Raw genomic sequence first — 26,776 nt, forward strand, 5'->3', positions numbered from 1 at the left:
TGTGCGGATGCACTACCTCGGCTCCCCGGGCTGGGCGAGATGTTCGTGAAGCGCCCAGCCCGCCCGAGTAGCGTTGGAGCATCCATCGCCACCGCGCCCGAGACTCAGGGCCCGGGAAGCGCGAGCTCGCCAACAACCGAGGAGTTTGCACAATGACGTACCCCAACGAAGCGGAACTGCTTGCGAAGGTCCCCGGCCAGCTGTTCATCGGCGGCGAATGGATCGACGGTGCGGACGAGCCGTTCGCGGTCAACGACCCGTCGACGGGCAAGCCGCTCAAGCACATCGCCAACGCGAACCCCGAGCAGGGCATCCAGGCGCTCGACGCCGCTGTCGCTGCGCAAGAAGACTTCGCCCGGATGGCACCGCGCGAGCGCGGGGAGATCCTCCGACGCGCGTTCGACATCCTGCAGGAGCGCCGCGACGAGATGGCGCTCATCATGACCCTCGAGATGGGCAAGCCCCTCGCAGAGGCTCAGGGTGAGGTCACCTACGGCGGCGAGTTCCTGCGCTGGTTCAGCGAGGAGGCCGTCCGTGTGCACGGCCGCTACGGCACGCAGCCCGAGGGGACGGGGCGCATGATCGTCTCGAAGCACCCCGTTGGCCCCGCGTTCCTCATCACGCCCTGGAACTTCCCCCTCGCCATGGCGACCCGCAAGATCGCGCCCGCGATCGCCGCAGGCTGCACCTCGGTCGTGAAGCCGGCGTCGCTCACGCCGCTCACGACCCTCTACTTCGTGAGGATCCTCGAAGAGGCTGGCCTGCCCAAGGGAGTCGTCAACGTCATCACGACCCGCAGCACCGCCGCGGTCTCGTCGCCGATCATCGCCGACCCGCGCCTGCGCAAGATCTCGTTCACCGGTTCGACGGGTGTCGGGCAGGGCCTCATGAAGGAGGCCACGAAGAACGTGCTCCGCACGTCAATGGAGCTCGGCGGAAATGCCCCGTTCGTCGTGTTCGAGGACGCTGACCTCGATAAGGCCGTCGAAGGTGTCATCGCGGCGAAGTTCCGCAACATCGGACAGGCCTGCACGGCTGCGAACCGCATCCTCGTGCACACGGATGTCGCGGACGAGTTCGCGCGTCGGGTCACCGAGAAGGTCGCCGGCTTCAAGATCGGCCGCGGCACCGAAGACGGCGTCATCATCGGCCCACTGGTCGAGGACAAGGCCGTCGACAAGGTCGCCTCGCTGGTCGACTCCGCAGTGGCGGCGGGAGCTGAGCTCCTGCACGGAGGCAAGCGCGTGGAGGGCGACGGCTCCTTCTACGAGCCGACCGTGCTCAACCGCACCCCCTCGTCGAGCGAGATCTTCCGCGAGGAGATCTTCGGACCGGTGCTCTCCATCACGACGTTCGATGACGAGGAAGAGGCGATCCGCCTCGCCAACGACACCGAGTACGGCCTCGTCTCGTACGTCTTCACGGAGGACCTCAAGCGCGGCCAGCGCCTCATCGACCGCATCGAGACGGGCATGATGGGCCTCAACATCGGTGTCCTCTCCAACGCGGCGGCGCCGTTCGGCGGCGTGAAGATGTCCGGCATCGGTCGTGAGGGCGGCTTTGAGGGCATCGAGGAGTACCTGTACACGAAGTACACGCTCACGCCGAACCCCTACGCGTAAGCGCACGCACGCACGCACGTCGATCCCGTCGCCAGCCCAGAGCTTGCGGCGGGATCTTCGTCTGCCGTCTGCCGTCTGCCCCACCCTCGCGCCGTTCGCCCCGCCCTCGCGCCGTTCGCCCCGCCCTCGCGCCGTTCGCCCCGCCCCCTCCCTCGGCGCAGAGTTGTGGGTCGGTGCGGTCGGGAGCGGGTCTGGTCGCACTTGGCCACAACTTTCCTCCTGGTTTCGACGTTGACCCCTCCCGCGCGGTTCGCCCCTCCCGCACCGTGCACTCCCTCCCGTGAGGTTCGCCCCGCTCATGGCGCAGCGTTGTGGGTTGGTGCGGTTGGGGATCGGTCTGGTGGCACTTCGCCACAACTTTCCCCCGGGGCGGAGAGAGGCTGGAGCGAGCCTCCGGCAGAGCACGCTGCCGACCTGTGACCAGGATCGCGGTGCGGATGCGCTTGGTGCGTCCCTCAACCGCGGTTGGCCACAATGCTCGTGTTCTGGACCTTGCTCTGGCCCAGCTGTCCACAGCTTTCGCCGGTGATCGTCGTGGCGCTCGCGACGCGTCTACGTTCGAGCAATGGGACAAGGTGGCGGCGCGGATGATGCTGACCTGCGTGGAGTCTCGGGTGCGGGCCGATCAGGCAGTGCAGGCCGCGGGGGCCGGCGGGAGCCGCGCATCCAGCTGCCCATCGACTTGAGGTTCGCGGCGTTCAGCGTGGCCGAGGCTCGAGCTGCAGGTATCTCGAAGTCCCGGCTGCGCAACAGAGCTGAGGCGCGGCCCTTCCGCGGAGTGCGGGTGCCGCAGCCGATGCCGGAACCGCAGACTGCCGAAGGCCTTGTCGGGGTGCGCGGGGCCAGCGACGAGTTCGCTGCGTTGGCCGCCCGGATGCAGGAGCTCGATCGCAGCTACTGGCCGGTCATGTCTCCGAACCAGGCGTTCGGCGGTGTCTCGGCTGCCCGGCTCTATGGGCTGCCCCTTCCGTTGCGACTCCTCGCCGACACGTTGGTCCATGTCATCGTGCCCAAGGGAAGGAACCCGTCTCGCGCGAAGGGTGTGGCGGCGAGGTCCATCCCGCCGCGCTTCTGGCGAATCGGCCGTCTTGGGGGTCTCCCGGTGGCCTCGCCGGAGCTCACCTACTGTCTCCTCGCCCGCCACCTGGACGTGCTTGAGCTCGTGCAGGTCGGCGACGCCCTCATCTCGGACGCGGACAACTATCCAGGGCGCGCTCGGCCTCGTGCGCTGACGACGCGGGATCGTCTGGAATCCGCGGCTCATGCCTGGTCGGGATGCGCGGGTGCAGCCGTGCTGCGGTCTGCCACGCTGCGCATTCGCGAGCGCGTCGAGTCGCCTTGGGAGTCGACGACGCGGATCGCCTTGGTGGATTCCGGCTATCCCGAACCAGACATCAACGTCCCGCTCATGTCGGGAGCGCGTCAGGTGGCCCGAATCGACCTCGTTGATCGCGAGGCTCGCATCGGATACGACTACGAGGGCGACGGGCACCGCACAAGTCAGCGTCAGTGGCGCCTGGACATCACACGCAGCAGGGAGATCGAGAGCGTGGGGATGCGGCATGTGCGCCTCACCGTCGCTGACCTCCTGCCTGCCGCTGGCCTGCAGAACTTCACCGACTACGCGAAACGGCTTCGCGCCGAGCGTCTCGGCCGGGGCTGAAGGTGCCGGGCGCTCTGCATGAGGCGTTCCTGGCGACAGTGTTGTGGCGTGGTGTCGTTGGCGAGGGGTTGTGCAGCGCCGAGCCACAACTCTGAGTGCTGGGGGCGGGGCAGCGGCGGGGCTGAATGTGCGGAATGCGAGTGCGGGACCCCGAGCCCCGCGCCCCGCGCCCCTGCCGCGTCCGCATCTGCGTCCGGAGGAGTGAGGCAGAAGCATGTTGTCGGCGCGCGGAGGGTGTTTCTGGGTGACTTCTGTGCGCAGGGGACACAGGTAAGCGCGGAGGAGCACCACCGGCAGAGGATGCTTCAGCGTGGATGCGTGCCGGGGCGCAGAGACGGAGACGCGCCCCCGGCGACCGTGAATGGTCGGGCCGGGGGCGCGTCTGTCGAGCGCTGCGAGAAGCTACGCGTGCGAGGCGGCGTGGTCTTCGACGGCGTGCTCAGCCTCGGAGTCATCACCGGAGAGGACCGCGTCGAGGCTCTCGCGCACGATGCGGAGACCCGTCTGCAGTTCATCGCTCGTGAGCGTGAGCGCCGGGAGGAACTTGAGGACCTCTTCGAAAGCGCCCGCGGTCTCGATGACGAGCCCACGCTGGAACGCCTCGGCGGAGATGCGCGAAGGCAGGTCGCGGTCGTCGAGGCTGACGATGCCGTACATGAGGCCGCGGCCGCGCACCGTGAGGCCGAGCTGCGGGTAGTCGGCGGCGATGCTCTCGAGGCCAGCGCGCAGTTCGGCGGAACGCTCCGCGACCGTCGTCATGAACACGTCGTCAGCCCAGTACTGCTCGAGCGCGACCCGTGCCGTGACGAATGCGAGGTTGTTGCCGCGGAAGGTGCCCGTGTGGGCGCCCGGCTTCCACACATCCACTGCGGGGCGGAGGAGGACCAGCGACATGGGCAGACCGGATGCGGAGATCGACTTCGACACCGTGACGAGGTCGGGGACGATGCCCGACTCCTCGAACGCGAAGAAGGATCCGCTGCGGCCGATGCCGGCCTGGATCTCGTCGAGGATCAGCAGGATACCCCGCTCTTTCGTGATCGTGCGGAGGCGCCGCAGCCATTCGGGGCTCGCGACGTTGATGCCACCCTCGCCCTGGATGGCTTCGACGATGACGGCTGCGGGCAGGTCGAGGCCGCTGCCGGTGTCGTCGAGCATCTTCTCGAACAGGTCGAGCGTGTCGAGCTTGTCGCCCAGGTATCCCTCGAAGGGGAGGCGGGTGACGTCGCCGAGGGTCGTCCCGGCGGCGTCCCGATACTTCTTGTTGCCGGTGACGGCCACCGCGCCGAGACTGAGGCCATGGAAGCCGTTCGTGAACGCGACCACGTTCGTGCGCCCCGTCGCCTGGCGCGCGACCTTGAGGGCCGCCTCGACGGCGTTGGCGCCGGTGGGGCCCGTGAACTGGATCTTGTAGTCGTAGCCGCGCGGCTCGAGCACGTACTGCTCGAACGCTTCGATGAACGCGCGCTTCGCGGAGGTCGCCATGTCGAGGCCGTGGAGGATGCCGCCGTGCTCGATGTACTCGACGAGCGCCTTCGTGAACAGCGGGTTGTTGTGCCCGTAGTTGAGCACGCCCGCGCCAGCGAAGAAGTCGAGGTACTCGTCGCCGTCTGCCGTCACGAGGGTCGAACCGGATGCGCGGTCGAACACCACGGGGAATGAGCGGATGTATCCGCGGACTTCTGACTCGCGACGGTCAAATACTTCAAGGGGCGAGAAGTCGCTCATGCTCAGTTCACCTTCTGCTTGTTGACGGGGCCCGTTTTTGACGAGCCGGGCTTGCCTTTATGGAGCCGCAGGGCGGATGCGTGGGGCTGGTCGCCGCGCATCCCGAGATTCCGAGCTTACGGCTATGCCCGGGAATCCGGAGGCTGGCTTGCTACATTGTGGCCGTTCGGGCGGCGATCGTCCGCGACGAGATGGGGGTTCCATGACTGAGACCACAGTGCCTGCGCCGGTGCAGGCCCTTGTCGATGCGATCAACGACGCGGACGAGCAGGCATTCGTCGACGCGTTCGCCGAAGACGGCTGCGTCGATGACTGGGGCCGCGTGCTCGAGGGACGAGAGGGTGTCAGCAGCTGGGCGCAGAGTGACGCCATCGGTCAGAGCGCTCAGATGGTCATCAAGGAGGCGACGACTGAAGGCGACACGACTGAGTTGTTCTTCGACTGGCGCAGCAACCGCTTCAACGGCACGTCGCGCGCATTCGTGACCGTCGAGGGCGACAAGATCAAGCGGTTCAGCATCCCGTCGCACCGGTAGTCGGCGGATGCGCGGCCTGGCGGTGCAGATCCGGCGGGAGGCAGCGCTCAGCGCACGGTGAAGAGGAATCCGTCGACGAGATCGGTGAGCTGACTCGGCGTGACCTGTCGGCGCTGAGGGACCAGCCAGACTGGCTGGATGCTCTCCAGCAGCCCTTCTCGCACCATGATGTCGGCTTGCTGCGCGTATCCGCGGGCCACATCCTCTGACAGGCCGTACAGGACGACGTCCGCGAAGCCGAGGTTCTCGGCGAACGTGTCGAGGTAGACGACTCTCGTGGGCCCCGCGCCGCGCTCGCCGAGCGGCAGCTCGTGGAGGTACTGGCTCTCCTCCCGGTATCGGTCCCAGAGCTTCGACCAGCGGCGTTGCAAGGGAGACCGCACGAAGGTGAGTGCGACGACCATGGCGAGCGCCGCGATATAGATGGGTGCCGCCCAGGCGGGGAGCAGAGGGGCCAGCAGCAGCAAGCCGATCGGCACCACCAGGAGGCCCGTGAAGGCGCGGCTGTATGGGCTCCCGAGGAGCCGTGACACCCAGGTGCCGCGGGCCGACGTGTCGACGCGGCGGCGGTCGAGTTCGGCGATGATGTTCGATTTCAGCGCGGCTCTGCGAGCCGGATCGTCGCTGCCGGTGCGGTCTACTCGTGCCCGGTCCGCTGGCCTGCGTGTCTCCGATGGGAAGTAGACGTCCATGACGGCCTGCGACCAGGCGGGCAGCAGTGGGTCGTCGCGGAGGAACTCGACCTCCCACCCCGTTGCGCCCGGGGGTCGGTAGCCCGCCTCGGTGATTCTCGCCCCGGCGCCCGCATCATCGACCTCGTGGATGCGCAGCACCCCGCGGTGCGCCAGCCAGAGCAGCTCGCCCGCGAAGGCTGTCTCCCAGCCGCGGCCGTCGTCGTCGAGTCGTTTGAGACGGTGCTGCGCGGCGAGCGGCGTCAGCGGCAGCCTCGAGCTCGGAGAGATCGGCAGCTTCGTCAGGAGAAGCGCGATCGCGGACGCGGCGATGATCAGGAAGGCAGCGAGCGCAAGCGCTGCCCAGAGGCTGTCGGTACTGGCGTCGGTGATAGCGGTCTCGTTTCGAAGCAGCGGTCGGATCGGAACGTGCCTGGCGTCAGGCTGCGGGCACGCGGGAGGGCGAATCGAGCTCGCGGGCCCTCCCGCGCATCCGGGTCTCTCCTCGCCTAGCGCTTGCCGCCGCCCAGCAGTCCGCCGAGGATGTCGCCGAGCCCGCCGCCTGCCGCGCTGCCCGAGCCGCTTGCGCCGCCCGCGCCGCCGAGGATTCCGCCCAGGATGTCGCCGAGTCCGCCGCCGCCCGCCTTGCTGCCTGACGCCGAACCGCCGCCGAGGATCCCACCGAGGAGATCCTCGAGGCCGCCGCCAGAGCTCGCACTTGCCGTGGTGGATGCGCCCTGCTGGCCGCCGAGGAACTTCTTCGCGAGCCACGCGAGCACGATGGGCGCGAGGATCGGGAGCAGCTTCTGCACGAGGCCGGACGTCTGGCCACCTGGTGCCGAACCGAGGGCGGCGGCGACCTGGTCGGTGTTGCTGCCGAACACGTTGTCCACGATCTTCTGGCCGTCGTTCGTGTCGATGTCGGCGAGCGAGACACGACCGTCAACGAGGGTCGTGTCCTTCTTCGCCAGCGCATGCTCGAGCGATGCGGCCCCGGCGGGGTCAGCCGCGTTGGCCTGCAGTCCGCCGATGAGAGTCGGCAACGCTGCCTGGATTCCCTGCTGTGCGGTCTGCTTGTCGACGCCGAGCTTGCCGGCGATGTCGTCCACCGGGATGAGTGCGAGCAGTTCAGTGATGTCGGTCATGAGTTCCCCTTGATCAATGGCGCGGCACCAATCGCGGGACCGCGTGAGCCCGAGGGTAGCGGTGGGGGTGGTGGATCCGCCGTGCATCGTGCTGAGCTTGTCGGACGGTTCGTCGAAGGTCGCAGCCACGAACCGACACAGCGTCCACCCAAACGGTAGGTCTGCAAGGTAGACACGAACAAGCAGATGGCCAACACCCCCACCCGGAGGACATCAATGACCACGTTCGATCGAGCAGAAGCCGAGATCAGCCAGGAGCGCATCGCCGCGGCACTCGCTGGCGCGAAGGCCGCGACGTACTGGCTCGACGACCCCGGCCGCCCAGTGGCGCTGCCCCCGTTGCGGGGGAAGATCACCGCAGACCTCGTCATCGTGGGCGGCGGATACACGGGGCTGTGGACCGCACTGCTCGCGAAGGAACGCGACCCGAAGCGAAAGGTCGTGCTGCTCGAGGGCAAGCGAGTCGGCTGGGCGGCGTCTGGCCGCAACGGCGGGTTCTGCGAGGCGAGCCTCACGCACGGCGAATCGAACGGCAAGGAACGCCTACCGCACGAGTACCCGAAGCTCGAGGCTCTCGGCCTGGAGAACCTGCGCGAGATCGGCGAGGCCGTGAAGCGCTACAGCATGGACTGCGATTACGAGGAGACGGGTGTGCTCAACGTCGCCACCGAATCGCATCAGGTGCCGGAGCTCGAACACGATGCCGCCGGCGACTCGGGGCTCGAGTTCCTCGACCGGCAGACGCTGCAGGCAGAAGTCGCCTCTCCGCTGTTTCTCGCGGCGAACTACGAGCGCGAGGGCACCTCGCTCGTGAACCCCGCGAAGCTCGTGTGGGAGCTGCGGCGCGTGGTGCTCGGGATGGGTGTCGCGATTTTCGAGAACACCCCGGTCCGTTCGCTCGACGCCGACGGGGGCGGGATCACGGTCGGGACCGAAGAGGGCAGTGTCTACGCGCAGCGCGTGGCGCTCGGCACGAACGCGTTCCCCGCGCTCATCAAACGCGACCGCTTCTACACGGTCCCCGTCTACGACTACGTGCTCATGACGAACCCGTTGAGCGACGAGCAGCTCGAGTCGATCGGCTGGAAGCGGCGGCAGGGCATCACCGACCTCAACAACCGCTTCCACTATTCGCGACTGGTGACGGATGCGGATGGCCGCACCCGCATCCTCTACGGCGGGTACGACGCCGTATACAACTACGGCGGGCGCATCAAGAAGGAGTACGACCAGCGCCCCGAGACGTTCGAGAAGCTCGCGGCGCACTTCATCGCCACCTACCCGCAGCTGGAGGGGCTCGGCTTCTCCCACAAGTGGGGCGGCGTCATCGACACGTGCACGCGCTTCTTCTCGTTCTTCGACACCGAGTACGACGGACGCGTCGCGCATGCCGCCGGCTTCACAGGCCTCGGCGTCGGCGCGACCAGGTACGCGGCGAACGTGCTCCTCGACCTGCTGAGCGGCGAGGAGACCGAGCGCACGCGCATGGACTTCGTGAAGAAGAAGCCGCTGCCGTTCCCGCCGGAGCCGTTCGCGTCGTTCGGTGCGAAGGTGTCGCTCGCCGAGATGGCGCGCGCCGACCGCAACGAAGGCAGGCGCGGACTGTGGCTGAAGACGATGGACGCAGTCGGACTGGGGTTCGACTCGTGAGCGTCGACGGTGCCGGTGAAGCCGAGTCGGCAGACGTGAGCGGGATGCTCCCCGGTTCGGTCGTGCACGCGCGGGGTGCATCCCTGTCGCACGACCCCGTCGAGGGCTGGCAGAAGGTGAGCGGCGAGCCGACAACCGCCGCCGTCGACCTCGGTGCCTTCGCGGGCGCAGAGTTCGGGCTGTGGGAGATGTCTGCCGGGTCGATGCTCGACGTCGAGGCCGACGAGGTGTTCCTCGTCATCAGCGGCACGGCGACGGTCGAGTTCCTCGAGCCGGAGCTGCCCTCGATTGACCTCGAGCCGGGCTCCATCGTGCGACTCGGCGAAGGGATGCGCACCCGGTGGACCGTCACGGGCGCGCCCCTGCGCAAGCTGTACCTCGTGGAAAGCGGCAGCTAGGGGCCCTGCAGCTGCCGTGGCGCTGCGGCTGGGGCCCCGCGGCTCCTGCTGGGGCCCTGCGGCTGCTGCCGCGGCCCCTGCTCCTGCCGCGGCGGGCGCGGGTGCCGCGCCCGCCCCGTCCCGCGCCCGCCCGCGTCTTTCGCCCGGCTTCCCGACCCGCGCCTGCCGCTGCCGCCGCCGAGCGCGTGATGGCTTTCGGTGACCGTGATGGGGTTTTACCCACCACCGGTCGCTAAAACCCATCACGTGCATCCGAGAAACCCATCAGCGTCGCGAAAACCCATCAGCGCGCTGCCAAGGGCGGATCTCAGGCAGCGGCACGAGGCGCCGGCACCCGCCCCGCCCCGCTCCGCGCCTCCCCTTTTGTCCTGTGCCGCGCCTGCCTCTGATGCCGGGTTCGTGATGACTTTCGGTGACTGTGATGGGTTTTTACCCATCACCGGTCGCTAAAACCCATCACGTGCATCCGAGAAACCCATCAGCGTCGCGAAAACCCCGCACGAGCCTTTGCTGAGCCGGCACCGAGGCACCGAGGCACCGAGCCACCGAATCACCGAGGCACCGAACCACCGAGCCACCGGGGACGGAGACACCGGGGCGGCTGGGCGGCGGTGCGACGCAGGCGGCATCCTGACTGTTGTGGATAACGCGGAGGAGGCGGCGCGCGTCCGTACTCTGGCCGCATGTATGGACCCGAGAACCTGCCGGAAGGCGCCGCGGCCGGTCCATTCAGTGTCGGGGACGGGCGTCGCGCCGGGCTGACGGCGGGCCAGCTGAACTCAGCGGAGTTCACGAGCCCGCACCGAGGCGTGCGGATGCGCGGGATCGCAACCACGCCCCTCGAGATCGCGCAGGCGTTCGTGCCGCGCCTCAGGGAACGCAGCGTCCTCGGCGGCGTGACCGCTGCACGCGTCTGGGGTCTCCCCGTCCCGCGTCGTCTCGACGGGGACTCCACGGTGCACGTCCTCGTTCCGGCGGGCCGGAACCGGCCGGTGGGTCGCGGGATCCGGTCGCGAAGCATCCATGAACGGTTGTGGGATGCCCGCGATCTGCACGGCGTGCCAGTCGCCTCGCCGGCGCTGACCTGGGCGACGGCGGCGAGGCATCTCGAGGTCTCCGAGCTGGTCGTGCTCGGCGATGCACTCGTCGCGACTTCCACGAACTACGAGCGGCTGGTCCGGCCGAACACGCCGTCCGACGGCGCGCGGACAGCGCCGCCACTTGCTTCACTCGAAGAGCTGGCGGGCATTGCGAACGCCTGGGGCAATCGGGAAGGGGGAGCGTCGCTGAGGATCGCCGCCGCGCGGATTCGCCTCGGAGTGGAATCGCCGATGGAGACCTGGACTCGGCTGGTGATCGTCGCTGCTGGCTTGCCGGAGCCGGAAGTCGGCGTCGAGGTGTGGAATGGTCCTGAATTCGTGGGACGGGTCGACCTCGCCTATCGGGCGCAGAGAATCGCCATCGAATACGAGGGTGATCATCATCGGACCGACAAGCGACAGTGGCGGAAGGACATCGGGCGCGTCAACCGCCTGCAGGAAATCGACTGGTTCGCCATCCGGGCCACCACGGCGCAGCTCTGGCCGACGCCGACACGCTTCGTGGACCAGGTGCGCGCCGCGCTGCAAAGAGCTGAGGCACGTGGCGCGTAGCGGGCTGCGGCTCCGCCCGGCGCCAGTAGCCACGACGTCGAAAGTGACGCTGGTGGCAGCTCGCAGCTCGCAGCTCGCAGCCCTCAGCCCGCAGTCCTCAGCCCTTCCGGCCGAGCATCACCGACCGCGGCGAGTAGTCCTTGCCTCTCCAGTACAGCATCACGCGTTGGCGGCCGATTCGGTACTCGTCGCGGCTGCGCTCGGCTTCGTCCGGAGGGAGGGCCTCCTTCGGGGCACCGAGGTGCTCGAGGACTCCTTCGCGCGTGAACGGGGAGAGCCCCGTGATCAGGTGCGACGTGCGCGGGTAGTTGGCTTGCGGGGCGTTGCGGTGAGGGTGGAAGACGAGCTCGACGCATTTCACCGCGCCGCCCTTCATCCCCACGATGAGGGAACGGTCGGTGCTCCGGTAGGCGCACTGGTACGCGCCCGAGCGGTTGATCTCGATCGGTCCGTCGACGAGTCGGAGCAGAGCGAGGGCGGCAGGGTCCTCGATCTTCTTGCCCAGCGCGGCCGCCGCAAGCGTGAGGTCTCCGGCCACCGTGCGCTTCGCGTCGCCGTTCACGCGCATCGTCGGCGGAGTGGATGCGGTTGCGTCGAGCGCGTCGACGAGAGCGGTGAGGCGAGCGACTTCCCAGGCATCGTCGTCGGCCTCGGAATTCTGCGCGGCTTGCTCGCGGAGCAGCGCGGCTGCTCGTGCTTCCTCGCGGAGCAGCGCGGCTGCTCGTGCTTCCTCGCGGTGCTGCGCGAACCGCGATGCTTCGGCGGTCTCTCCTACCGCCGCGAGCTGCGCTTCGACGATGCGGTGCTCGTTGAGGAGCGCGAGTGCTCGCTCGCTGACCAGCAGCATCCCATCTCGCTGGGCGAAGTCGTCGTCTGTGTCCGGACGGCCGGTGGGCGCGAGCCGCTCCCAGCACTCCGGGAACGCGCCGGCGTACGAGACGAACTCCGGCGACTTCGTGACGATCGCCTCGCGCAGCTCGAACCCAGTGAGTTCCGAGGCGCGCAAGGCGTCGGCGAGTGCGCCGGTAACGACGAAGTCCGGAAGCACGCTGACGAGTTCATCGCCCAGCCAGCCCGCGAACTCGCAGCGCAGCGGGTCTGCCTGCGAGCGCGCGCCATTCGCATCGTGCATCCACTCGGCTCCGGCGCCGACGGTTCCGGTCGCTTCAGGTTCCAAAGCGTGGTGCTGCATCGTGGCTCCTTCTCCTCGAGTTCTTCTCGGGATCAGCTTCGGTCGATCCCGGCGTTCGCGGTCATGCGCGGGGCGGGGCGGGCAGGTCCCAGATGTCTGCGAACCGGGCCGCGATCACGGGCTGCGTCCAGATCAGCGACAGGCCGGTCGCCGCGGAGGAGATGTTGTTAAGCTCGGGGGCGAAGACCACGAACTCGTGGGAGATGGGTCGGCCAGCGCGGTCAGTGCGTCCTTCGGGATCGGGGAAGCGCAGCGCCGCCCGGTCGTCCCCGAGATGCCAGAGTTCGGAGTCGTCGCCGAGGCTCGAGAACGCCTTGTCGTACTCGGGCAGGGGGTCGGCGTAGCCGCCGTCGAGGAGGAAGCGATGCCCCCAGGTGCGGCCCCTGGTGGCCCAGATGAGCTTCACTTCTTGCTCCGGAGGAGGACGCCCTTGCGTTCGGCGTCTTCGAGGTCGAGCTTGAAGCGGGTGAGCATGGCCGTGAGGTAGTCGCGTTTGGCGAGCGCCTCCGCGTTCACCGCCTTGAGCTTGTCGCCCGCGAGCGAGGCTCCGCGTTCGATGGCATCCTTCGAGACGAAGGATGCGGCGAGCCCGGCGAGCAGGCCGAGCGGTCCCGGCAGCTTGACCTTCTTGATGACGAACAGGGCTCCCATCGCCGCAACGCCGGCAACGTCGCCGGCCTTGCCGAAGATCTTCTCGGCCACCTTGCCGCCGTCGTGCAGCGTCTTGGCCCACTTGACGTGGCGTTCGAAGGGGAGGATGGCGGCCAGAGGGAGGACGGCGTCGACTCCGACGCGCTGGGTCACTTCGATCTTGCCCGGCTCGAACTTCGCGGAGGAGAGCAGGATGAAGTCCTCGGCGAACGACATCGCCTCGGGTGCTTCCACGAAGCCGCGCAGCTCCTGGCGCAGCTGGTCGAGCTCGTCGCTGACCTTCTCGACGAGGAGCGCCTTGAACCTGTGCGCATCCATTCCGGGAAGCAGGTCGGACTTGGACAGCGCCAGCACCCAGATGCGCGGGAACTGCGTCAGGGGCTTGCCGTCCTTGAGGAGCTCGGGCTTGAGGCGGAGCAGCTCGGAGCGGATGTTGGTGAGGAGCGATTTCAGGTACAGCTCCTCAGAGCCCTCGTTCTCGAGGAGCAGCTGTCCGTCGACGAGCAGCAGCGCGACGTCTGAGCTGAGCAGCGCCGTGAAGGTCTCCACCCGCCGACGGGTCTCCTCGGCGCCGACTGCGGATTCCTCGAACCACTCGCCCGGGTAGTCGTGCCAGACGAGGCGCAGCGCGTCGAACGGCTTCGATTGCTTCGCCCGCTGCTGGGACCAGGCCTTCGGCCGAACCATGAACGAGTAGGCGGTGTGCGAGAAGCGAGTGGATGCGGGCACCTTCGCTGCGTTCTTCATGCCGAGGTAGCTCTGGTACAGCTTGTCGCTCTGCCCCGTGTCGTCGGCGACGACCTCGTACAGGTTGTCCTTCGCGAACTGCGGCTCCTGCGTCGGCCCGTAGAACGAGGAGACGAGCACCGTCTTCCCGCTTCCGCTGCCACCGAAGACAGCGATGTGCTGCTCTCGCGTCCTGCTCTTCGCTGATGCCATGGGCGCGTCTCCTGCGGGTCGGGGGCGGGGGTCCGCGGGGTCTCGCGGAAGTGGTGCGCGGAGCGTCGAGCCTAGGCGTTCGCCTCTGCGGCGTCCTGGGAACTGTCGCTGTCGCCGCCTCCCAGCTCCGCGAACTTCTGCGTCATCGTGGGGTTGCCGCGAGTGAGCTTCTTGATGGTGACGTCCTGCGCCTTGTCGTTCGCGAGGCGCAGGTTGCGTTCGGAGCCGAGGAGCGCATCCTTCACCTTCTGGAGCCGGGCGATGGCCTTGTCGATTTCGTCGATCGCCTCCCCGAATCGTCGGGATGCGAGCTCGTAGTTGCGGCCGAAGGCGTGCTGGAACTCGTCGAGTCGCTCCTCGAAGTTCGTGACGTCGACGTTCTGCGCCTTCACCGACGCGAGCTCCGCCTTGTACTTGAGGGCGCCAGTGGCCGCCGTGCGCAGGAGGCTGATGAGGGGGATGAAGAACTGCGGCCGAACGACGTACATCTTCGGGTAGCGGTGGGAGACGTCGACGATGCCCGTGTTGTAGAGCTCGCTGTCCGGTTCGAGGAGGGAGACGAGGACGGCGTACTCGCAGCCCTTCTCGGTGCGGTCCTTGTCGAGCTCCTTGAGGAAGTCCTCGTTGCGCTTCTTCGTGGCGGTGCCGTCTGCCTCGTTCTTCATCTCGAACATGATGGACACGATCTCCGTGCCGTCGGTGTCGGAGTCGCGGAAGATGTAGTCGCCCTTGCTGCCGCTGCGAGCGTCGTTGTCCTTCTCGAAGTACGCGTTCGGGAAGGCGGTGGCGCGGAGTTGGTTGAAGAGCGTCTCGCAGTGCTGCTCGAGGGTCTCGCCGAGCATCTTCGTGGACAGGCGCGCCTTCATGTCCTTGAGGCGCTCGATGGCGTCGTCGCGGTCGCGCAGCTGCGTCTCGTACTTGTCCTTGAGGGAGTTCTCGACGAGCTGGCGTTCGAGCTCCGCCCGCTGCAGGCCGTTCTTCAGCTCGTCGCGTTCCTTCTCGACGCGTCCCACGGCTTCGTTCACGGCGAGCTTCTTCTGCGTCTCGAGCGCGCCGAGCTTCGCCTTCAGCTCCTGGACCTCGGTCTCCTTGGCGGATGCTGCCTGCTGCAGTTCGCTGGCACGCCGCGCCTCCGCGAGCTGCTCCGCGGCCTTGCGCTCCTGTCTGGCCGTCGCGAGCTCGTTCGTGAGCGTGTCGCGCTCCTTCTCGATCTTCTGCAGCGCTTCGGCGATCGCCAGCTTCTGCGAGACCTCACCCGCCTCGAGCTTCGCCTTCAGCTCCTGCAGCTCGGCGTTCTTCTTCGCGGCGGCCGCCTCGAACTCCTGCACGACCCTCGACTCGGCCAGTTCGATCTCGGCGCGCTTCGCCTGCTCGGCGAGCTCGAGCCGCTCGTGGAGGTCCTTCTCGAATTCGCCGTCGCGGACCTGCTTCGCGATATCCGCGTATCCGGCTTCGTCGACCTTGAACGCCTTGTGGCAGTGGGGGCAGGTGATCTCGTGCACGTCAGTTCTCCTTGCAGTGCGTCGTCGGCGATGCTCCGTGTGGTCATCGTAAAGTGCGTCAGCCTCGGGAACGCTCCCCGGGTGTCCGAATGCGACCCGACCGGCGTCTGTAGAGATGGGGCCCCTAGCCTGGGCGCATGACGGAACCGGAACGCTCGGAAGGCTCAGGCAGGAAGTCTGCGAACGCGGTTGGCATCGGGATCGCGCTCGGCCTGCCGTTCGGCGCGGCGATCGGGATGCTGCTGTTCGACAACCTCGCGCTCGGCGCAGGCCTCGGGATGCTCGTCGGCATCGTCATCGGCGCCGCTTACCAGGCGAGATCGAAGTAGCGGGGACTACTTCGCCGTGAGGCGCCCGATCACCACGTCGACGCGGTCGCCGACGTCCTTCTTGAGTTTCTTCCTGAGAGCCGCACTCACCGAGATGAAATGGTCGCCCTGACCGGTCGGCATGAGCGCGGAGGTCACGGCCACCCCGTCGACCGTCGTGTCGGCCTTCACCGACTTGCCGGTGCCGAAGAACTCCTTGGATCCGGGCACCTCGATGACGGACCACGAGGGCATCCATTCCGGATTCACGATTTCACCGCTGAAGACGAGGCTGTCGGTCATGGGGTGAGCGTAGCCCGCTGGTGTCAGACCTTGCTCGGTGCTCCAACCGCCGCGGCTACCTTGGCGACGGCGGCCTCGAGGCCCAGCTTCACCGAAGCCGCATCCTCCGACTCGCGGATGAACGCCTTCGCCCCGCGCGGCATGCCGCAGTAGTCGAAGACACCGTGCTCGATCTGCGTGCTGAACGACTCCTCATAGCCGTGCCGCGCGAAGGACGCCTCCGAGAAGCCGGAGACCGGCAGCAGGTGCGCCGTCAGATGCCCGAGCTTCCCCAGCACGCGGCCGTCGTCACCCAGCTCGAAGGCCCACCCGGTGATGAAGACACGGTCGATCCACCCCTTCAGCAGCGCCGGCATCGACCACCAGAAGACGGGGAACACGAGGACGACATCGCTCGCGCGGCCCAGTCGCGCCTGCTCGGCGAGCACGTCGGGGCCTGTGATCGTCCCGCCCTTGTAATCTGCGCGGTCGCGCGCGGTGAATCGCGGGTCGAAGCCCTCCTGCGAGAGGTGCGCGAGCTCCACCTCGACACCGGCTGCTTCGAGGCGTTCGCGCAGCTGCAGCGCAGCGGCGTGGGTCAGGGAATCTTCGTCCGGATGCGCGGTGACGATGAGCGTAGGCATCCGATCATTCTCGGGGTCCCACCTCCGACCGCGCTCAGGGACGCCGGCTCGCCGCTGCAAGACGCTCGGCGAGAGCCGTGGATGCTTCGGCGAGCTGCTGCGGGCCGAGCACCGTGAAGTCGGCGTCGAACCTCGTGATCGACGCGAGGATGCCGATCCACGACCACGAGCCGAGCAGCAGCCGACAGGAGGAGTCGTCGACTTCGGTGACCACCGCATCCGGCAACCACTTCGTGGCTTCGCGCGCTGGAACACGGAGGAGCAGGTCGCCCGTGCACGGCCACTGGTCTTCCTCGCTCGAGCCTTTGAACCGCGCCGCGAGGAAGGCAGCGGCGTCGCCGCTCGGCAGCTGCCGCTCCTCGAAGTTGGCGCCAAGCTGGCTCCGCGGCACGATCCGGTCCACTCGGTAGACGCGCCACTCACTCCGGTCGAGGTTCCATGCGACGAGGTACCAGCGACCGTTCCGCGCGAGCACCGTGTGCGGTTCGACCCGCCGAGGGGGCGTCGGGGTCGCCGCGTCGACGGAGGCGCGTGACGATCCGCCTGCGTAGTCGAACCGAAGCGTGCGGTGCTCCTGGGCTGCTCGGCTCACGAGCTCGAGCACGACTGGGTCGACGAGCTCCCCGGCCTGCGCGCCGGCCGACCCCGTGAAGCGGATGCCATCGACACGGTGCCGCAACCTCGACGGCATGACCTGTCGCACCGTCTCGAGGGCACGCGCGGCAGCATCGTCTATTTCGACTCCCAGCGCGGGCGCACCGCGGAGTGCCACCGCGATCGCGACGGCCTGCTCGTCGTCGAACCGCAGCGATGGCAGCTCCGAGCCGGCCGCGAGGCGGTAGCCGCCCGCGGGCCCCTTCCAAGCCTCGATCCGATAGTCGAGCTCGCGCAGCCGGTCGATGTCGCGTCGAACGGTGCGCGGAGTCACGTCCAGACGTTCGGCGAGCGCCAGGCCCGACCATTCGCGCCGAGTCTGCAACAGCGACAGCAGGGTGAGGATGCGCGAGGAGGTTGCCGAGGTCATGCGATCAGTGTCCCCCGAGTAGAGGACCGAACCCGTCCGCTACTGCTGTCATCGTCTCCACCGCGGCACGAGCCGCGCACCTTGGAATCCAGTCAGGAAGCGGGAACACCATGAGCATCACCACGACAACCCACCTCAACTTCGCCGGCACCGCGCGCGAGGCGCTCGAGTTCTACGCGGGCGTCTTCGGCGGCGAGGTCTCGATCGCCACCTACGCGCAGTTCGGGATGCCCGCCGAGCTGCCGGGCGCATCCAGTGTCGTGTTCGGAAGAGTGGATGCCCCCAACGGCTTCCGCGTGCTCGCCTACGACACCCTCGGCCAGGCCGCGAGGGGGCTTGCGGGCGCGGTGGGGGAGACGCGGCGGGAGCAGGGCACCACCGTGACGAGCCAGCCCTTCTTCCTCGCGGCGAGCGGCGACACGCTCGACGAGATCACCGCCTACTGGGATGCCCTGTCCGTGGGCGCCGTGGTCATCGAGCCGCTTGCGGCCTCGGCATGGTCAGCGGGCTTCGGGATGCTCCGCGACCGCTTCGGGGTGACCTGGGTGCTCGATGTCGCGGCTGCCGTCTGAGCGACGGCCCGGCGTCTCGGCCTCGGCTCACGGTGACATGTCGCCGTGGGTGACGACGCGGCAGAGCTCCACTCGCCCGTCCGGCAGGTGCCAGGCGTGCAGGCGCCTGGCACCTGCCGCCTTGAAGCCGACGGAGTAGCGGAAGCATCTCGCGTCATCGTCGTCGCGGACGACGTCGTGGGCGTGCGCCCCGTTGCCGCTGCGCAGCGGATGCGCGCCCCTCGAGTGCAGGTGCCGACCGCGTCCGGTCACGACGTCGACGGCCGCACGCCACACTTTCGCCTGCAGTTGCGGCGGGAGCGATCTGATCGAGGCGGGGAAGGCGGGGCCCACGAGGTACTCGCCGAGCGGATGCGCGGCCCGGTCGATCGCGGGGGAGTTCTGCAGCCAGCTGACGTGGATCTGGTGGCGAGCCCATTCCTCCTGGTCGGCGAAGTCGATGCTCGGCACGCCCTCATCTCGGGCCTTCTGGAGGACTCGGCGGCGCTTCTGAACGCCTCGGAGTCGCGCTTCAGTCTCGTGGAGTCTCTCGGCGAGGTCGGCGTTCTCCCCGCGGAGTGCGCGCAGCTCCTGGAGGAGCTGCGCGTCGGTCCTGGCGTGCGCGAGCCTCCGCGGCTCGATCTGCTCGCCCGTCTCCACGAGTCGGAGCGTGCCCATCGACATCACTGCGGAGGGTTTGGGTTGCGCGAACATCGGGACTCCTCACCTCGCTGGTACTTGGCGTATTCGGGCCAAGCTATGCGGGCGTCGTCAGCTGCGAAACGGCCGCTGACTCGGGGCGTCTCGGGTCTGAACTTTCCGTCGCACTGCGCTGCGGCGGCGGATGCGCGCTACTCGGGCTTCCACGAACTGTCGTCGCGCCACGGGGCGACGTCGACTTCGTTGCCCTCCGGGTCGGCGAGGGTCCAGTGCTCCGGGGCGTTGGTGTCGTCGACGATGCGCCCGCCAGCGGCGAGGGCCGCCGCGACGCGAGCGTCAGCCTGGTCGCGCGGAACGTACACGTCGACGTGCATCGTGTTCCGCTCGGCGCGGGGCGCATCGATCTGCTGCAGCCAGACGTTCGGTCCGACGGCGATCGGGTCGGCGAGGTCTTCGCTACCGCGCCGCTCGTACGCGAGGACGGCCTCCCAGAAGGGGAGCGCAGCGTCGAGGTCGATCACGTCGATCGCGATCTGGATGCTCTGTACGGAGTCCGGGCTCGCCTCGATGCCCAGCCCGCGGGCGATCTCGGAGATGCGCGCGGCGAGGGCGGTGTCTCGTGCGCTGACGTCGCCCACGTCGTGGCTGATGAGGCGCACCATGACCGAGCCGTAGCGGAGGTCCACGTCCGGGTGATGATCGGCCTCGTCGGCGGCGCGAGCGATCTCAGCCACGAACGCGGCACCTTTCGCGAACCCGCCGGTCGTGAAGTTCGCGCGGGCGCCGTCACCCACGACCCGCCAGTCGGCGGTGCCGTCAGCTTGCCGAAATTCCTTTGGGGAGACTCGATCGCTCATGACGGTGATTCTCGCCGAAGCGGGTGAGTTATGCCGGTGAGATGTGGCGAGCGGGGAGCGGGCTGGAGTAGACGACGTTCGTCGTGATGCCGCCGAGCGTCGCCAGGCGGCCCGTGATCCGCTCGAGGTCGCGCATCGACCTGGCGAGCACCTTGATGATGAAGCAGTCGGCCCCGGTCACGTGGTGGGCTTCCACGATCTCCGGCGTCGTCGCGACGAGGTCGTGGAACGGCTTGTAGTTGCCGGAGGGGTAGGCAAGTCGCACGAACGCCATGACCGTGTACCCGAGCGCCTCTGCGTCGACGGTGACCGCGTAGCCGGTGATCACGCCGGTGTCCGTGAGGCGGCGCACCCGCTCCGCCGTCGCGCTGGGCGACAGCAGGACTGACCTGGCGACGTCGGCGATGCTGGCGCGACCGTCCGATTGCAGGTGCGCGAGGATCGCATGATCGGTGCCGTCGAGGCTGGACCGTTGATCAGGTGGCATGGGCCCGAAACTACCGTGGAATCCGTTCCCTCGTCAGCGGAGGGCCGTTGAGTGAGCCTTCATTCTCTGCCAAGTCCTGGCTTGAATAGAGAGCACGCCAACAACCGAAGGATCCGCACTCATGTCACTCCACGCAGTCCCCGCCGTGACCGCCGCCGTCGACCTCTACTTCCAAGCGCTGCACGAGTGCGATGTCACCAAGCTCGACCGGGTCTTCGACGGCTCCGCGAGCCTGTTCGACGTCACCGACGGGACGCTCACCGCCATGCCGTTCGCCGAGTGGCGCGAGATCGTCGCCAATCGACCGTCGCCGCAGTCGGTCGGGCAGGCGCGCGAGGACGAGCTGCTGTCGCTCGACTTCCTCTCCGCCGACCTGGTCGTCGCGAAGGTGCGGCTGAGGATCCTCGACCAGGTCTTCGAGGACCACCTGTCGCTCGCCAACATCGACGGTGATTTTCGGGTCGTGGCGAAGACCTGGCGCGACGCCTAGCGCTGCCGCTCGGCCTCCTCGGCTGCCGCCGCCGCCTCCGCCGCCTTCGGTGCCTCCGCGGCGACAGCCCCCTCAGCCGCCCCCGCTGCCTCCGAGTTCGGCGGCGGAGTCTCCGCGTACGACTTCGAGAGGAGACGGTACTGCGGGGATGCGAACGCGACGATGACGAGGCCGAGCAGCAGGACACTCGCGACCAGGAACACCAGCGCGATGCCGCGGGCATCGCCGTCGCCGAGCATCCACCCGAGCGACTCCTGGCCCTCGCGGGACTCCATGTAGGGGATGAGCCAGAACTCGGCGATGGGGCCGATCATGAACGCGCTGATGGGCGTCGAGGCCGACTCGACGGTGGCTGCGAAGCCGAACACGCGGCCCTGCTTCTCGAACGGCACCACGCGTTGGATGACGGTCTGCTCTGCCGCCTCCGCGATGGGCATGATCGCCATGAAGATGAACATGCCGATGATGAATAGCCAGCCGTACTCGCGGATGGTGAACGTCGCGCCGAGCAGGGCGACGCCGATGTTGACGATGAGGAGGGTGCGGACGGGGTTCTTCCCGAGGCCGAACTTCGCGACGAGGCCGCCGCCCACGATGAAGCCGATGCTCGTGACGCCGAGCCAGACTCCCCACATCTCGACCGAGAACAAGGTGAGGCCGTACGGGTCCATGAGCGCCATGAAGACGCCGCCGACGAGGTTGTTGAGCGTCGTGAAGAGGATGAGCGCGAGCAGGCCGGGCACGAGCATGACGGCGGGGATCGCGCCGCGGAAGTTGACCTTCGCCGCGCCTGATTCTGGGTCGTGGGCGATGCCGCGTTCGGGAATCGACACCAGGAGGAGGTGCGCGAACGAGACTGCGGTCGCGACGATCGCGATGAGCACGGTCGGCCCCATGCCGAGCAGGCCGATCGACAGGCCGGAGAACACGCTGGTGACCATGAACGCGATGCCCTGCACGGTGCCGACCAGGCCGTTCGCCCGGTCGCGCCGGTCGGCAGGCACGAGCAGCGTGACGGTGGTCGACAGCGCGATGTTGCGCAGGTTCTCGACGACCCCGCCGATCAGGATGACGCCGGCGAAGAGCCAGAACCAGATGCCGTTCCAGTCGACGAGCGCCTCCTCAGGGAAACTCAGGTAGAGCACACCGGCGAGCAGGTAGGTGATGAGGGTCACCGCGCTCGAGATGAGCATGACGGCCTTCTTCTTCATGTGATCGACGATCGCGCCGAAGATCATGCCGAAGACCGCCACGAGCAGCATGTAGCTGCCGCCGATGATCGACGTCGCCAGCACCGAACCCGTCTCGAGGTACGCCCAGAAGGTGAGCGCGAACCACAGGTAACTCGTCGTGACATTGGCGATGAGCGTGTTGACGAGCACCTGGTAGAAGCTGCGCAGGGTCGCCAGCGTCGGCACGTCCTGATGCGGCAGCGCTCGCGGAGAGGCCTCGGGAGCTGAGGTGCGTTCTTCAGGTGTGGATGGAGGTGAGGTGTCGGCCATGCGTATCCCTGATTTCCTGAATCGGTGTTCTCATCATCCACCCGTCCTCCGACATTCGAAAGCGGATCGGGTGGTGCTTGCAGGAATCAAGATGGCACCCATTGCGGACGGATACTGACCGCTATCTCCCTACGATGGAGTCATGTCCACCGGATCGCGCATGCTCACGCTCCTCACGCTCCTCCAGAACCACCGGTTCTGGACCGGCGATGAGCTCTCCGCGAAGCTCCAGGTGAGCTCGCGCACGCTGCGTCGTGACGTCGAGCAGCTCCGGGAGCTCGGCTACCCGGTCGAGACGACGCGCGGCGTCGGGGGTGGGTATCGGCTGAGCGCGGGCGGTTCGCTGCCGCCCCTCATGGTCAGCGACGAGGAGGCCCTGGCGATCGTGCTCGGACTGAGGGCCGTGACTGCCAGTGGGGTCCAAGGGGTGCAGGATGCGGCGGTCGGCGCGCTCGCGAAGATCGTGCCAGTGCTGCCGATGCACGTGCGCAAGCTCGCTGCTGGTATCGGTTCGACGGTTGGCGCCGGGCAGGCGCGCGAGGGGGCGCCCCAGGTCGAGGTCGCCGTGCTCGCCAGCGTCGCGACGGCCTGCCGGGACCGCACGATGCTGAGGTTCGACTACGAGAAGCGCGATGGTGCCCTCTCGAGTCGGCTCGTCGAGCCGCACGCGCTCGTTCCGGTCGCCCGGCGCTGGTACCTCGTCGCGTTCGACGAGGGCCCGGGTGCCTGGCGCACGTTCCGCCTCGACCGGATGCGCGGCGTCGAGTCGCTGCCGAAGAGCTACGGCTCGCGGCCCATTCCGGGAGGCGATGCTGATGCGTTCGTGCAGTCGAGCATCCGCAACCTGCCCGCCCGCTACGAGGCGGTCGTGCGAGTCGAGGTGCCAGCTGAGCAGGCGCGGGCCGAGGTCGGTCAGTGGGGCGTGGTCATCGAGCTCGAAATCGGGTGGAGCGAGGTGCGGATGCGCACAGACGACCTCGACTACGTCATCTACCTCCTCGCCAGGCTCGATGCCCGGTGCGAGGTCGTCGGACCACCTGAACTCGTCGACGCGCTGCGAGCCTGGGGTCGCCGGCTGCTGCGCGTCGGCCTCCCAGAGGAGGCGGACGCCCCTGAGTGACTGAGCCGGTGTCAGACGTAGCGATTCATGGCCGCGAACTCGATGGAGACGGCCCTGATGTCGTCCCAGGTGAGCGCACAGGTGGAATCGGTCGCCTGTGGCTGCGCGGCCCGGTCGCGGATGCGTCGGGCGAGCAGCTCAGGGTCGTCGCAATCGGCGACGAGGAGGAAGGTCGTGACCAGATAGTCGCCATGTTCTCTCGCGACCCGTTCGCAGAGTCGCGAGGCGGCCTGCTCGCAGGCGGTGAGAACGATCGAATCACTGAGGCCCGGGTCCGCGATCACCACGATGACGTGGCGCAGCTTCGGCAGCTTCGAGGAGAGTGCGACGCACTCGAGTGTGACCTCCTGCAGGAGGGTGGACAAGCTTCGGCGCTTCTCTGTTCGAGAAGCGTCTCTCCCGATAATCAGAGAAACAGGAGAATCCGCCAGTTCCTCGAATGTCGAGGCTCCGCTTTCATCGGGCCGAAAATGTGGGTCAAGGGTGGCAAGGCACGGTAAGGCGTCGCCCCGAAGAATCAGCTTGGGTGCGATCTTCTTGGGTTCTTTTCCTGCGTGACGATGCCCCGGCGCCGAAAAGGCGCCGGGGTTCGACGAAAACATGGCTTGATACCTCGTTCAGAGCTGCAAAGGAGGCGCGTGGGGGCGGGCCTCCGGTGGTCTCAGGTGTCCCAGTGTGGCCTGTCGTTCTAGCTCTTTCGCTTGAACGGGTCTTCTGCCTGGGTCTTGTCTCGCTTGAGTGCGCGTCGCTCCTTCAGTGTGAGCTGGGGTGCCTTCTTCGCGTTTTCCTTGGACTTTCTGTCTGCCATTTTCTTACTCGCTTCCCTTTTCTCAGCTGGCGGGTATCCGGACGACCATAGTCCATTTCCTGCGCTTTCTCACCCTTGGGGAAAATGGCTTTTCTGGGGGTTCTCGGGCTATCATGATCGTTTACCCTTTTGTCGCCTCGCGACATGAAAGAGGAGGTTCCCGTGGAAACGGTCTGGATGACGCCGACGGCATTGCGTGCTCTGCAGGACGAGCTCGAGGCGCTGCTGCGCGTGGGCGCCGACTCGTCGGCGCGCGGCAGGGAGCTTCGAAAGCTCATCGATCATGCCGAGGTCGCCGCCAAGCCCGACGATGGGCTCGTCGAGGCGGGTATGCAGGTCACGGTTCGCTTCGACGGCGCCGGGCGCGAGGCGACCTTCCTGCTCGGAAGCAGGGTGCTCGCCGGGTTGGACCCTAGCGTCGCGATCGACGTCTACTCGTCGGACTCACCCCTCGGGGAGGCCATTCTGGGGAGCCGAGTCGGCAGCACGGTGACCTTCACGGCACCGGCCGGCCAGCAGTGCGTCACCATTCTGTCTGCCGTGCCGTTCTCCTGGTAGTGCTCTCGCCCGGGGAGAACTCCCCGGGCGATAGCGGGAATTCACTGGGGAAATCCGGGTATCGTAAGCGCCTCTTCTCCGCACCTCGGTGCGAGAGCCGTAGCCGCCCGACCTCCCCGATGGCTTCCGCAGAATGGACCCCCGCCATGCCCCGCACCACGCCCTCCACACACGCCGCCGGCGTCTCGAACAGCGAGCGACGCGAGATCGGCCGCCGCAGCATCCTCACCGGAGCAGCCTGGTCTCTCCCGGTCATCGCTCTGGCGAGTGCCGCCCCGGCCTCCTCCGCGAGTGGCGCGACCGGCGCAGACCTCCAGCTCACGAACGGAGCCGGCTACACCGACTCCTGGTACAGCGAGGACGGCCTGCAGCTCCAGTCGCTCACGGTCGGGACCATGTTCTCCGTCACGAACCTGAGCACGGTGTCAGCGCCAACGGGATTCACGGCGCGGGCGAGCTGGGACGCCCGCTGGGCGACGGCAGTCGAATGGACCGAGGGCTCGGTTCCCGGCCCGATCACGACCGTCGGGAACGTCTCGACCCAGTCGGCCGAGCACCCGGAGCCGATCGCGGCTGGGGCGGAGGGCCGGCTCCGTGTCCTTCCCGCTCAACCGAGCGCGCTGACGGAGATGCTCCCCGACCTCGCGCCCTGGAAGGTCGAGGTGATCACCAGCGGAGACCCGGACCTGAGCAACAACACCGTCACGTACACGTCCCAGATCGAGGACATCGAGCCGTGGGATGCGACGCTCTCGACCGTGTGGGGAGTGCATCCGGTCACGATCGATGGAAGCGAGTACACCTACTCCTTCCCGCGGCAGCTTACGATCACGTCCACCGGACCCAACCCGATCCCTGCCGGCGAGACCATCGAGTACTCGTTCGCGAGCCAGCCGACCGACTTCATCACCGCGTTCGACGTCGCCACGGTGGCGGTCGACGGGGCTGCTCGCCCCGGCTTCCTGAACGAAGAGGACTGGGCCACGGCGCCGAGCAAGGTGTGGACCACGACGCAGGAGGTTCCCGTCGGCTCGACGCTCACCCTCGACTTCACGTTCTCAGCGGGCCCGAACGCCGAGGAGGGCGTGGTCACCTCGCTCGCCTACGGGTACCTGCGCGGCGGGAAGCAGCGCGTTCCTCGCGAGGACATCCAGTTCCTCGCGCCGCGGACGTCGCTCGCGGTCTAGTTCTCGGAGCGTTCCGCGACGAAGCGTCTGGTGACGGCGATGTCCCGTTCGCCCAGGCCAGCATCCACGAGTTCGTCGAAGGCGGCCCGCAGGGTGGGGAGCAGCACTGGATGCGTGCCGGTCGCGTCGGCGACGTCGGCGGCGAAGGTGAGGTCCTTCACCATGTACTTGGCGACCCCGGAGGGGGAGTCGTCTCCCGTGACGAGCTTCTCGCGCCTGCTCTCGAGCAGCTTCGACCCGGCGTAGCCGCCGCCGAGCAGATCCCAGAGCACGGCGAGGTCGATGCCGCTGCGCTCGGCGAGCACGCTCGCCTCGCCGAGCGCCAGGATCGTGGATGACACGATCATCTGGTTGCAGGCCTTCGCGACCTCGCCGGCGCCGAGCGGCCCGAGGTGCACGGGGCGTCCGCAGGCATTCAGGATGCTCGTGGCTGTCGCGACCTCGTCGTCACCTCCGCCGAGCATGATCGAGAGCGTGCCAGCTTTCGCGCCGTCTTCGCCTCCGGAGACGGGGGAGTCGATGACGCGAACGCGGCCCTCGCTCTCGCTGGCGAGGCGCTCCGCGAGCTCGCGGAGCCCGGTTGGTGACACGGTGGAGCCGACCATGATGAGCAGCTCTCCGGCGCCCGCGAGCAGGCCGTCGTCCCCGGCGAGCACGGCCTCGAGCTCTGGGAGGTCTGGGAGCATGACGAGGATCGCGTCGCTGGCCGCTGCGAGTTCTCGTGGCGACTCGTGCCAGGTGGCGCCTGCTTCGATGAGGGCGCTTGCCCGGTCGGGGCGGCGCCCCGTGAGCTGGAGGGTGCCGTGTGCGGCGAGCAGGTGGCCGGCCATCGGGAGACCCATGGCGCCGAGGCCGAGTACGCCGACGCGAGGAGTGTGAGCAGCAGTGGTCATGAGCACACCCTAGCCTGCTGACCATTGTGTAGGACAGTGTCCACAGTGTTGAATCAA

The 26,776-nt window shown here is 67.8% G+C and carries 28 protein-coding genes; 12 read left to right on the forward strand and 16 right to left on the reverse strand.

Annotated features, from left to right (window positions below; translation table 11 throughout):
* Positions 1 to 152 precede the first annotated feature (152 nt).
* Complete coding sequence (locus tag GV007_RS14440) at positions 153 to 1,622, forward strand: NAD-dependent succinate-semialdehyde dehydrogenase (protein WP_160073624.1); 1,470 nt, start codon at positions 153 to 155, stop codon at positions 1,620 to 1,622.
* Between the two features lie 565 nt (positions 1,623 to 2,187).
* Positions 2,188 to 3,285, forward strand: a complete 1,098-nt coding sequence (locus GV007_RS14445; RefSeq protein ID WP_160073626.1) for a hypothetical protein — start codon at positions 2,188 to 2,190, stop codon at positions 3,283 to 3,285.
* A 402-nt stretch (positions 3,286 to 3,687) separates the two neighbouring features.
* On the opposite strand, the gene ectB is transcribed toward GV007_RS14445, so the two are convergent.
* Positions 3,688 to 5,013, reverse strand: coding sequence for a diaminobutyrate--2-oxoglutarate transaminase (ectB, locus tag GV007_RS14450; RefSeq protein ID WP_160073628.1), 1,326 nt, complete (start codon positions 5,011 to 5,013; stop codon positions 3,688 to 3,690).
* A 202-nt stretch (positions 5,014 to 5,215) separates the two neighbouring features.
* Here ectB and GV007_RS14455 point away from each other — a divergent pair, with 202 nt between their 5' ends.
* A complete protein-coding gene (locus tag GV007_RS14455) occupies positions 5,216 to 5,548 on the forward strand; it encodes a nuclear transport factor 2 family protein (RefSeq protein WP_160073630.1) in 333 nt (110 codons plus the stop codon).
* 47 nt (positions 5,549 to 5,595) lie between these two features.
* Here the strand turns inward: GV007_RS14455 and GV007_RS14460 are convergent, their stop codons facing one another.
* Together GV007_RS14460 and GV007_RS14465 are read right to left on the reverse strand one after the other, a co-directional pair.
* On the reverse strand, positions 5,596 to 6,381 hold the full coding sequence (locus GV007_RS14460) for a hypothetical protein (protein ID WP_160073632.1): 786 nt from the start codon (positions 6,379 to 6,381) through the stop codon (positions 5,596 to 5,598).
* A gap of 347 nt (positions 6,382 to 6,728) precedes the next feature.
* Positions 6,729 to 7,364, reverse strand: a complete 636-nt coding sequence (locus GV007_RS14465; RefSeq protein WP_160073634.1) for a DUF937 domain-containing protein — start codon at positions 7,362 to 7,364, stop codon at positions 6,729 to 6,731.
* Positions 7,365 to 7,580: 216 nt separating this feature from the next.
* Between GV007_RS14465 and GV007_RS14470 the strand changes: the two genes are divergently transcribed.
* The 3 genes from GV007_RS14470 to GV007_RS14480 all read left to right on the forward strand — a co-directional run bounded on the left by GV007_RS14470 (position 7,581) and on the right by GV007_RS14480 (position 11,064).
* Positions 7,581 to 9,014: an NAD(P)/FAD-dependent oxidoreductase gene (locus tag GV007_RS14470; protein WP_160073636.1), complete on the forward strand. Its 1,434-nt coding sequence runs from the start codon at positions 7,581 to 7,583 to the stop codon at positions 9,012 to 9,014.
* Positions 9,011 to 9,412, forward strand: coding sequence for a cupin domain-containing protein (locus GV007_RS14475; protein ID WP_236558509.1), 402 nt, complete (start codon positions 9,011 to 9,013; stop codon positions 9,410 to 9,412). Before GV007_RS14470 ends, GV007_RS14475 begins: the two co-directional genes overlap by 4 nt.
* 683 nt (positions 9,413 to 10,095) lie before the next feature.
* The gene (locus GV007_RS14480; RefSeq protein ID WP_160073638.1) at positions 10,096 to 11,064 is read left to right on the forward strand and encodes a hypothetical protein; all 969 of its coding nucleotides are present in this window, start codon (positions 10,096 to 10,098) and stop codon (positions 11,062 to 11,064) included.
* Positions 11,065 to 11,161: 97 nt separating this feature from the next.
* Here GV007_RS14480 and GV007_RS14485 read toward each other — a convergent pair whose 3' ends face one another.
* From GV007_RS14485 to GV007_RS14500, 4 genes are all read right to left on the reverse strand, one after another.
* The gene (locus tag GV007_RS14485; protein ID WP_160073640.1) at positions 11,162 to 12,256 is read right to left on the reverse strand and encodes a hypothetical protein; all 1,095 of its coding nucleotides are present in this window, start codon (positions 12,254 to 12,256) and stop codon (positions 11,162 to 11,164) included.
* Positions 12,257 to 12,317: 61 nt separating this feature from the next.
* Positions 12,318 to 12,662: a hypothetical protein gene (locus GV007_RS14490; protein ID WP_104244715.1), complete on the reverse strand. Its 345-nt coding sequence runs from the start codon at positions 12,660 to 12,662 to the stop codon at positions 12,318 to 12,320.
* Positions 12,659 to 13,846 (reverse strand): ATP/GTP-binding protein, encoded by a 1,188-nt coding sequence (locus GV007_RS14495; protein ID WP_104244717.1) that lies wholly within the window; start codon positions 13,844 to 13,846, stop codon positions 12,659 to 12,661. Before GV007_RS14495 ends, GV007_RS14490 begins: the two co-directional genes overlap by 4 nt.
* A 71-nt stretch (positions 13,847 to 13,917) precedes the next feature.
* Positions 13,918 to 15,348, reverse strand: a complete 1,431-nt coding sequence (locus tag GV007_RS14500) for a DUF2130 domain-containing protein (RefSeq protein ID WP_160073642.1) — start codon at positions 15,346 to 15,348, stop codon at positions 13,918 to 13,920.
* A 137-nt stretch (positions 15,349 to 15,485) separates the two neighbouring features.
* On the opposite strand from GV007_RS14500, the gene GV007_RS14505 reads away from it, so the two are divergent.
* Positions 15,486 to 15,677, forward strand: a complete 192-nt coding sequence (locus GV007_RS14505) for a glycine zipper family protein (protein WP_160073644.1) — start codon at positions 15,486 to 15,488, stop codon at positions 15,675 to 15,677.
* A 6-nt stretch (positions 15,678 to 15,683) separates the two neighbouring features.
* On the opposite strand, the gene GV007_RS14510 is transcribed toward GV007_RS14505, so the two are convergent.
* Genes GV007_RS14510 through GV007_RS14520 form a run of 3 tightly spaced genes read right to left on the reverse strand, consistent with a single transcriptional unit; the run spans position 15,684 to position 17,606 of the window.
* Positions 15,684 to 15,959, reverse strand: a complete 276-nt coding sequence (locus GV007_RS14510; RefSeq protein WP_160073646.1) for a DUF1905 domain-containing protein — start codon at positions 15,957 to 15,959, stop codon at positions 15,684 to 15,686.
* Between the two features lie 23 nt (positions 15,960 to 15,982).
* Positions 15,983 to 16,582, reverse strand: coding sequence for an NAD(P)H-dependent oxidoreductase (locus GV007_RS14515; protein WP_160073648.1), 600 nt, complete (start codon positions 16,580 to 16,582; stop codon positions 15,983 to 15,985).
* Between the two features lie 34 nt (positions 16,583 to 16,616).
* On the reverse strand, positions 16,617 to 17,606 hold the full coding sequence (locus GV007_RS14520; RefSeq protein ID WP_160073650.1) for a helix-turn-helix transcriptional regulator: 990 nt from the start codon (positions 17,604 to 17,606) through the stop codon (positions 16,617 to 16,619).
* A gap of 110 nt (positions 17,607 to 17,716) precedes the next feature.
* Between GV007_RS14520 and GV007_RS14525 the strand changes: the two genes are divergently transcribed.
* Positions 17,717 to 18,178 (forward strand): VOC family protein, encoded by a 462-nt coding sequence (locus GV007_RS14525; RefSeq protein ID WP_160073652.1) that lies wholly within the window; start codon positions 17,717 to 17,719, stop codon positions 18,176 to 18,178.
* Between the two features lie 27 nt (positions 18,179 to 18,205).
* On the opposite strand, the gene GV007_RS14530 is transcribed toward GV007_RS14525, so the two are convergent.
* From GV007_RS14530 to GV007_RS14540, 3 genes are all read right to left on the reverse strand, one after another.
* On the reverse strand, positions 18,206 to 18,871 hold the full coding sequence (locus GV007_RS14530) for a hypothetical protein (RefSeq protein WP_160073654.1): 666 nt from the start codon (positions 18,869 to 18,871) through the stop codon (positions 18,206 to 18,208).
* A gap of 137 nt (positions 18,872 to 19,008) precedes the next feature.
* Positions 19,009 to 19,674 carry a VOC family protein gene (locus tag GV007_RS14535; protein WP_160073656.1) on the reverse strand — a complete coding sequence of 222 codons (666 nt, stop codon included), beginning with the start codon at positions 19,672 to 19,674 and terminating at the stop codon, positions 19,009 to 19,011.
* Positions 19,675 to 19,702: 28 nt separating this feature from the next.
* On the reverse strand, positions 19,703 to 20,161 hold the full coding sequence (locus GV007_RS14540) for an Lrp/AsnC family transcriptional regulator (RefSeq protein WP_104244735.1): 459 nt from the start codon (positions 20,159 to 20,161) through the stop codon (positions 19,703 to 19,705).
* 121 nt (positions 20,162 to 20,282) lie between these two features.
* On the opposite strand from GV007_RS14540, the gene GV007_RS14545 reads away from it, so the two are divergent.
* Entirely contained in the window at positions 20,283 to 20,651 is a 369-nt protein-coding gene (locus GV007_RS14545) for a nuclear transport factor 2 family protein (protein ID WP_160073658.1), read from the forward strand.
* Here GV007_RS14545 and GV007_RS14550 read toward each other — a convergent pair.
* On the reverse strand, positions 20,648 to 22,153 hold the full coding sequence (locus GV007_RS14550) for an MFS transporter (protein ID WP_328809495.1): 1,506 nt from the start codon (positions 22,151 to 22,153) through the stop codon (positions 20,648 to 20,650). The genes GV007_RS14545 and GV007_RS14550 overlap by 4 nt on opposite strands.
* A 142-nt stretch (positions 22,154 to 22,295) precedes the next feature.
* Here GV007_RS14550 and GV007_RS14555 point away from each other — a divergent pair, with 142 nt between their 5' ends.
* Positions 22,296 to 23,273, forward strand: coding sequence for a helix-turn-helix transcriptional regulator (locus GV007_RS14555; protein WP_160073660.1), 978 nt, complete (start codon positions 22,296 to 22,298; stop codon positions 23,271 to 23,273).
* An 11-nt stretch (positions 23,274 to 23,284) separates the two neighbouring features.
* Here the strand turns inward: GV007_RS14555 and GV007_RS14560 are convergent, their stop codons facing one another.
* Positions 23,285 to 23,875, reverse strand: coding sequence for a hypothetical protein (locus tag GV007_RS14560; RefSeq protein WP_160073662.1), 591 nt, complete (start codon positions 23,873 to 23,875; stop codon positions 23,285 to 23,287).
* A gap of 368 nt (positions 23,876 to 24,243) precedes the next feature.
* Between GV007_RS14560 and GV007_RS14565 the strand changes: the two genes are divergently transcribed.
* A complete protein-coding gene (locus GV007_RS14565; RefSeq protein ID WP_236558510.1) occupies positions 24,244 to 24,639 on the forward strand; it encodes a GreA/GreB family elongation factor in 396 nt (131 codons plus the stop codon).
* Positions 24,640 to 24,785: 146 nt separating this feature from the next.
* Positions 24,786 to 25,826: a hypothetical protein gene (locus GV007_RS14570; protein ID WP_160073666.1), complete on the forward strand. Its 1,041-nt coding sequence runs from the start codon at positions 24,786 to 24,788 to the stop codon at positions 25,824 to 25,826.
* Here the strand turns inward: GV007_RS14570 and GV007_RS14575 are convergent.
* On the reverse strand, positions 25,823 to 26,719 hold the full coding sequence (locus GV007_RS14575; protein ID WP_160073668.1) for an NAD(P)-dependent oxidoreductase: 897 nt from the start codon (positions 26,717 to 26,719) through the stop codon (positions 25,823 to 25,825). The genes GV007_RS14570 and GV007_RS14575 overlap by 4 nt on opposite strands.
* Positions 26,720 to 26,776: the final 57 nt, after the last annotated feature.

Source organism: Pseudoclavibacter sp. 8L (genome assembly GCF_902506465.1).
GTDB lineage: Bacteria > Actinomycetota > Actinomycetes > Actinomycetales > Microbacteriaceae > Pseudoclavibacter.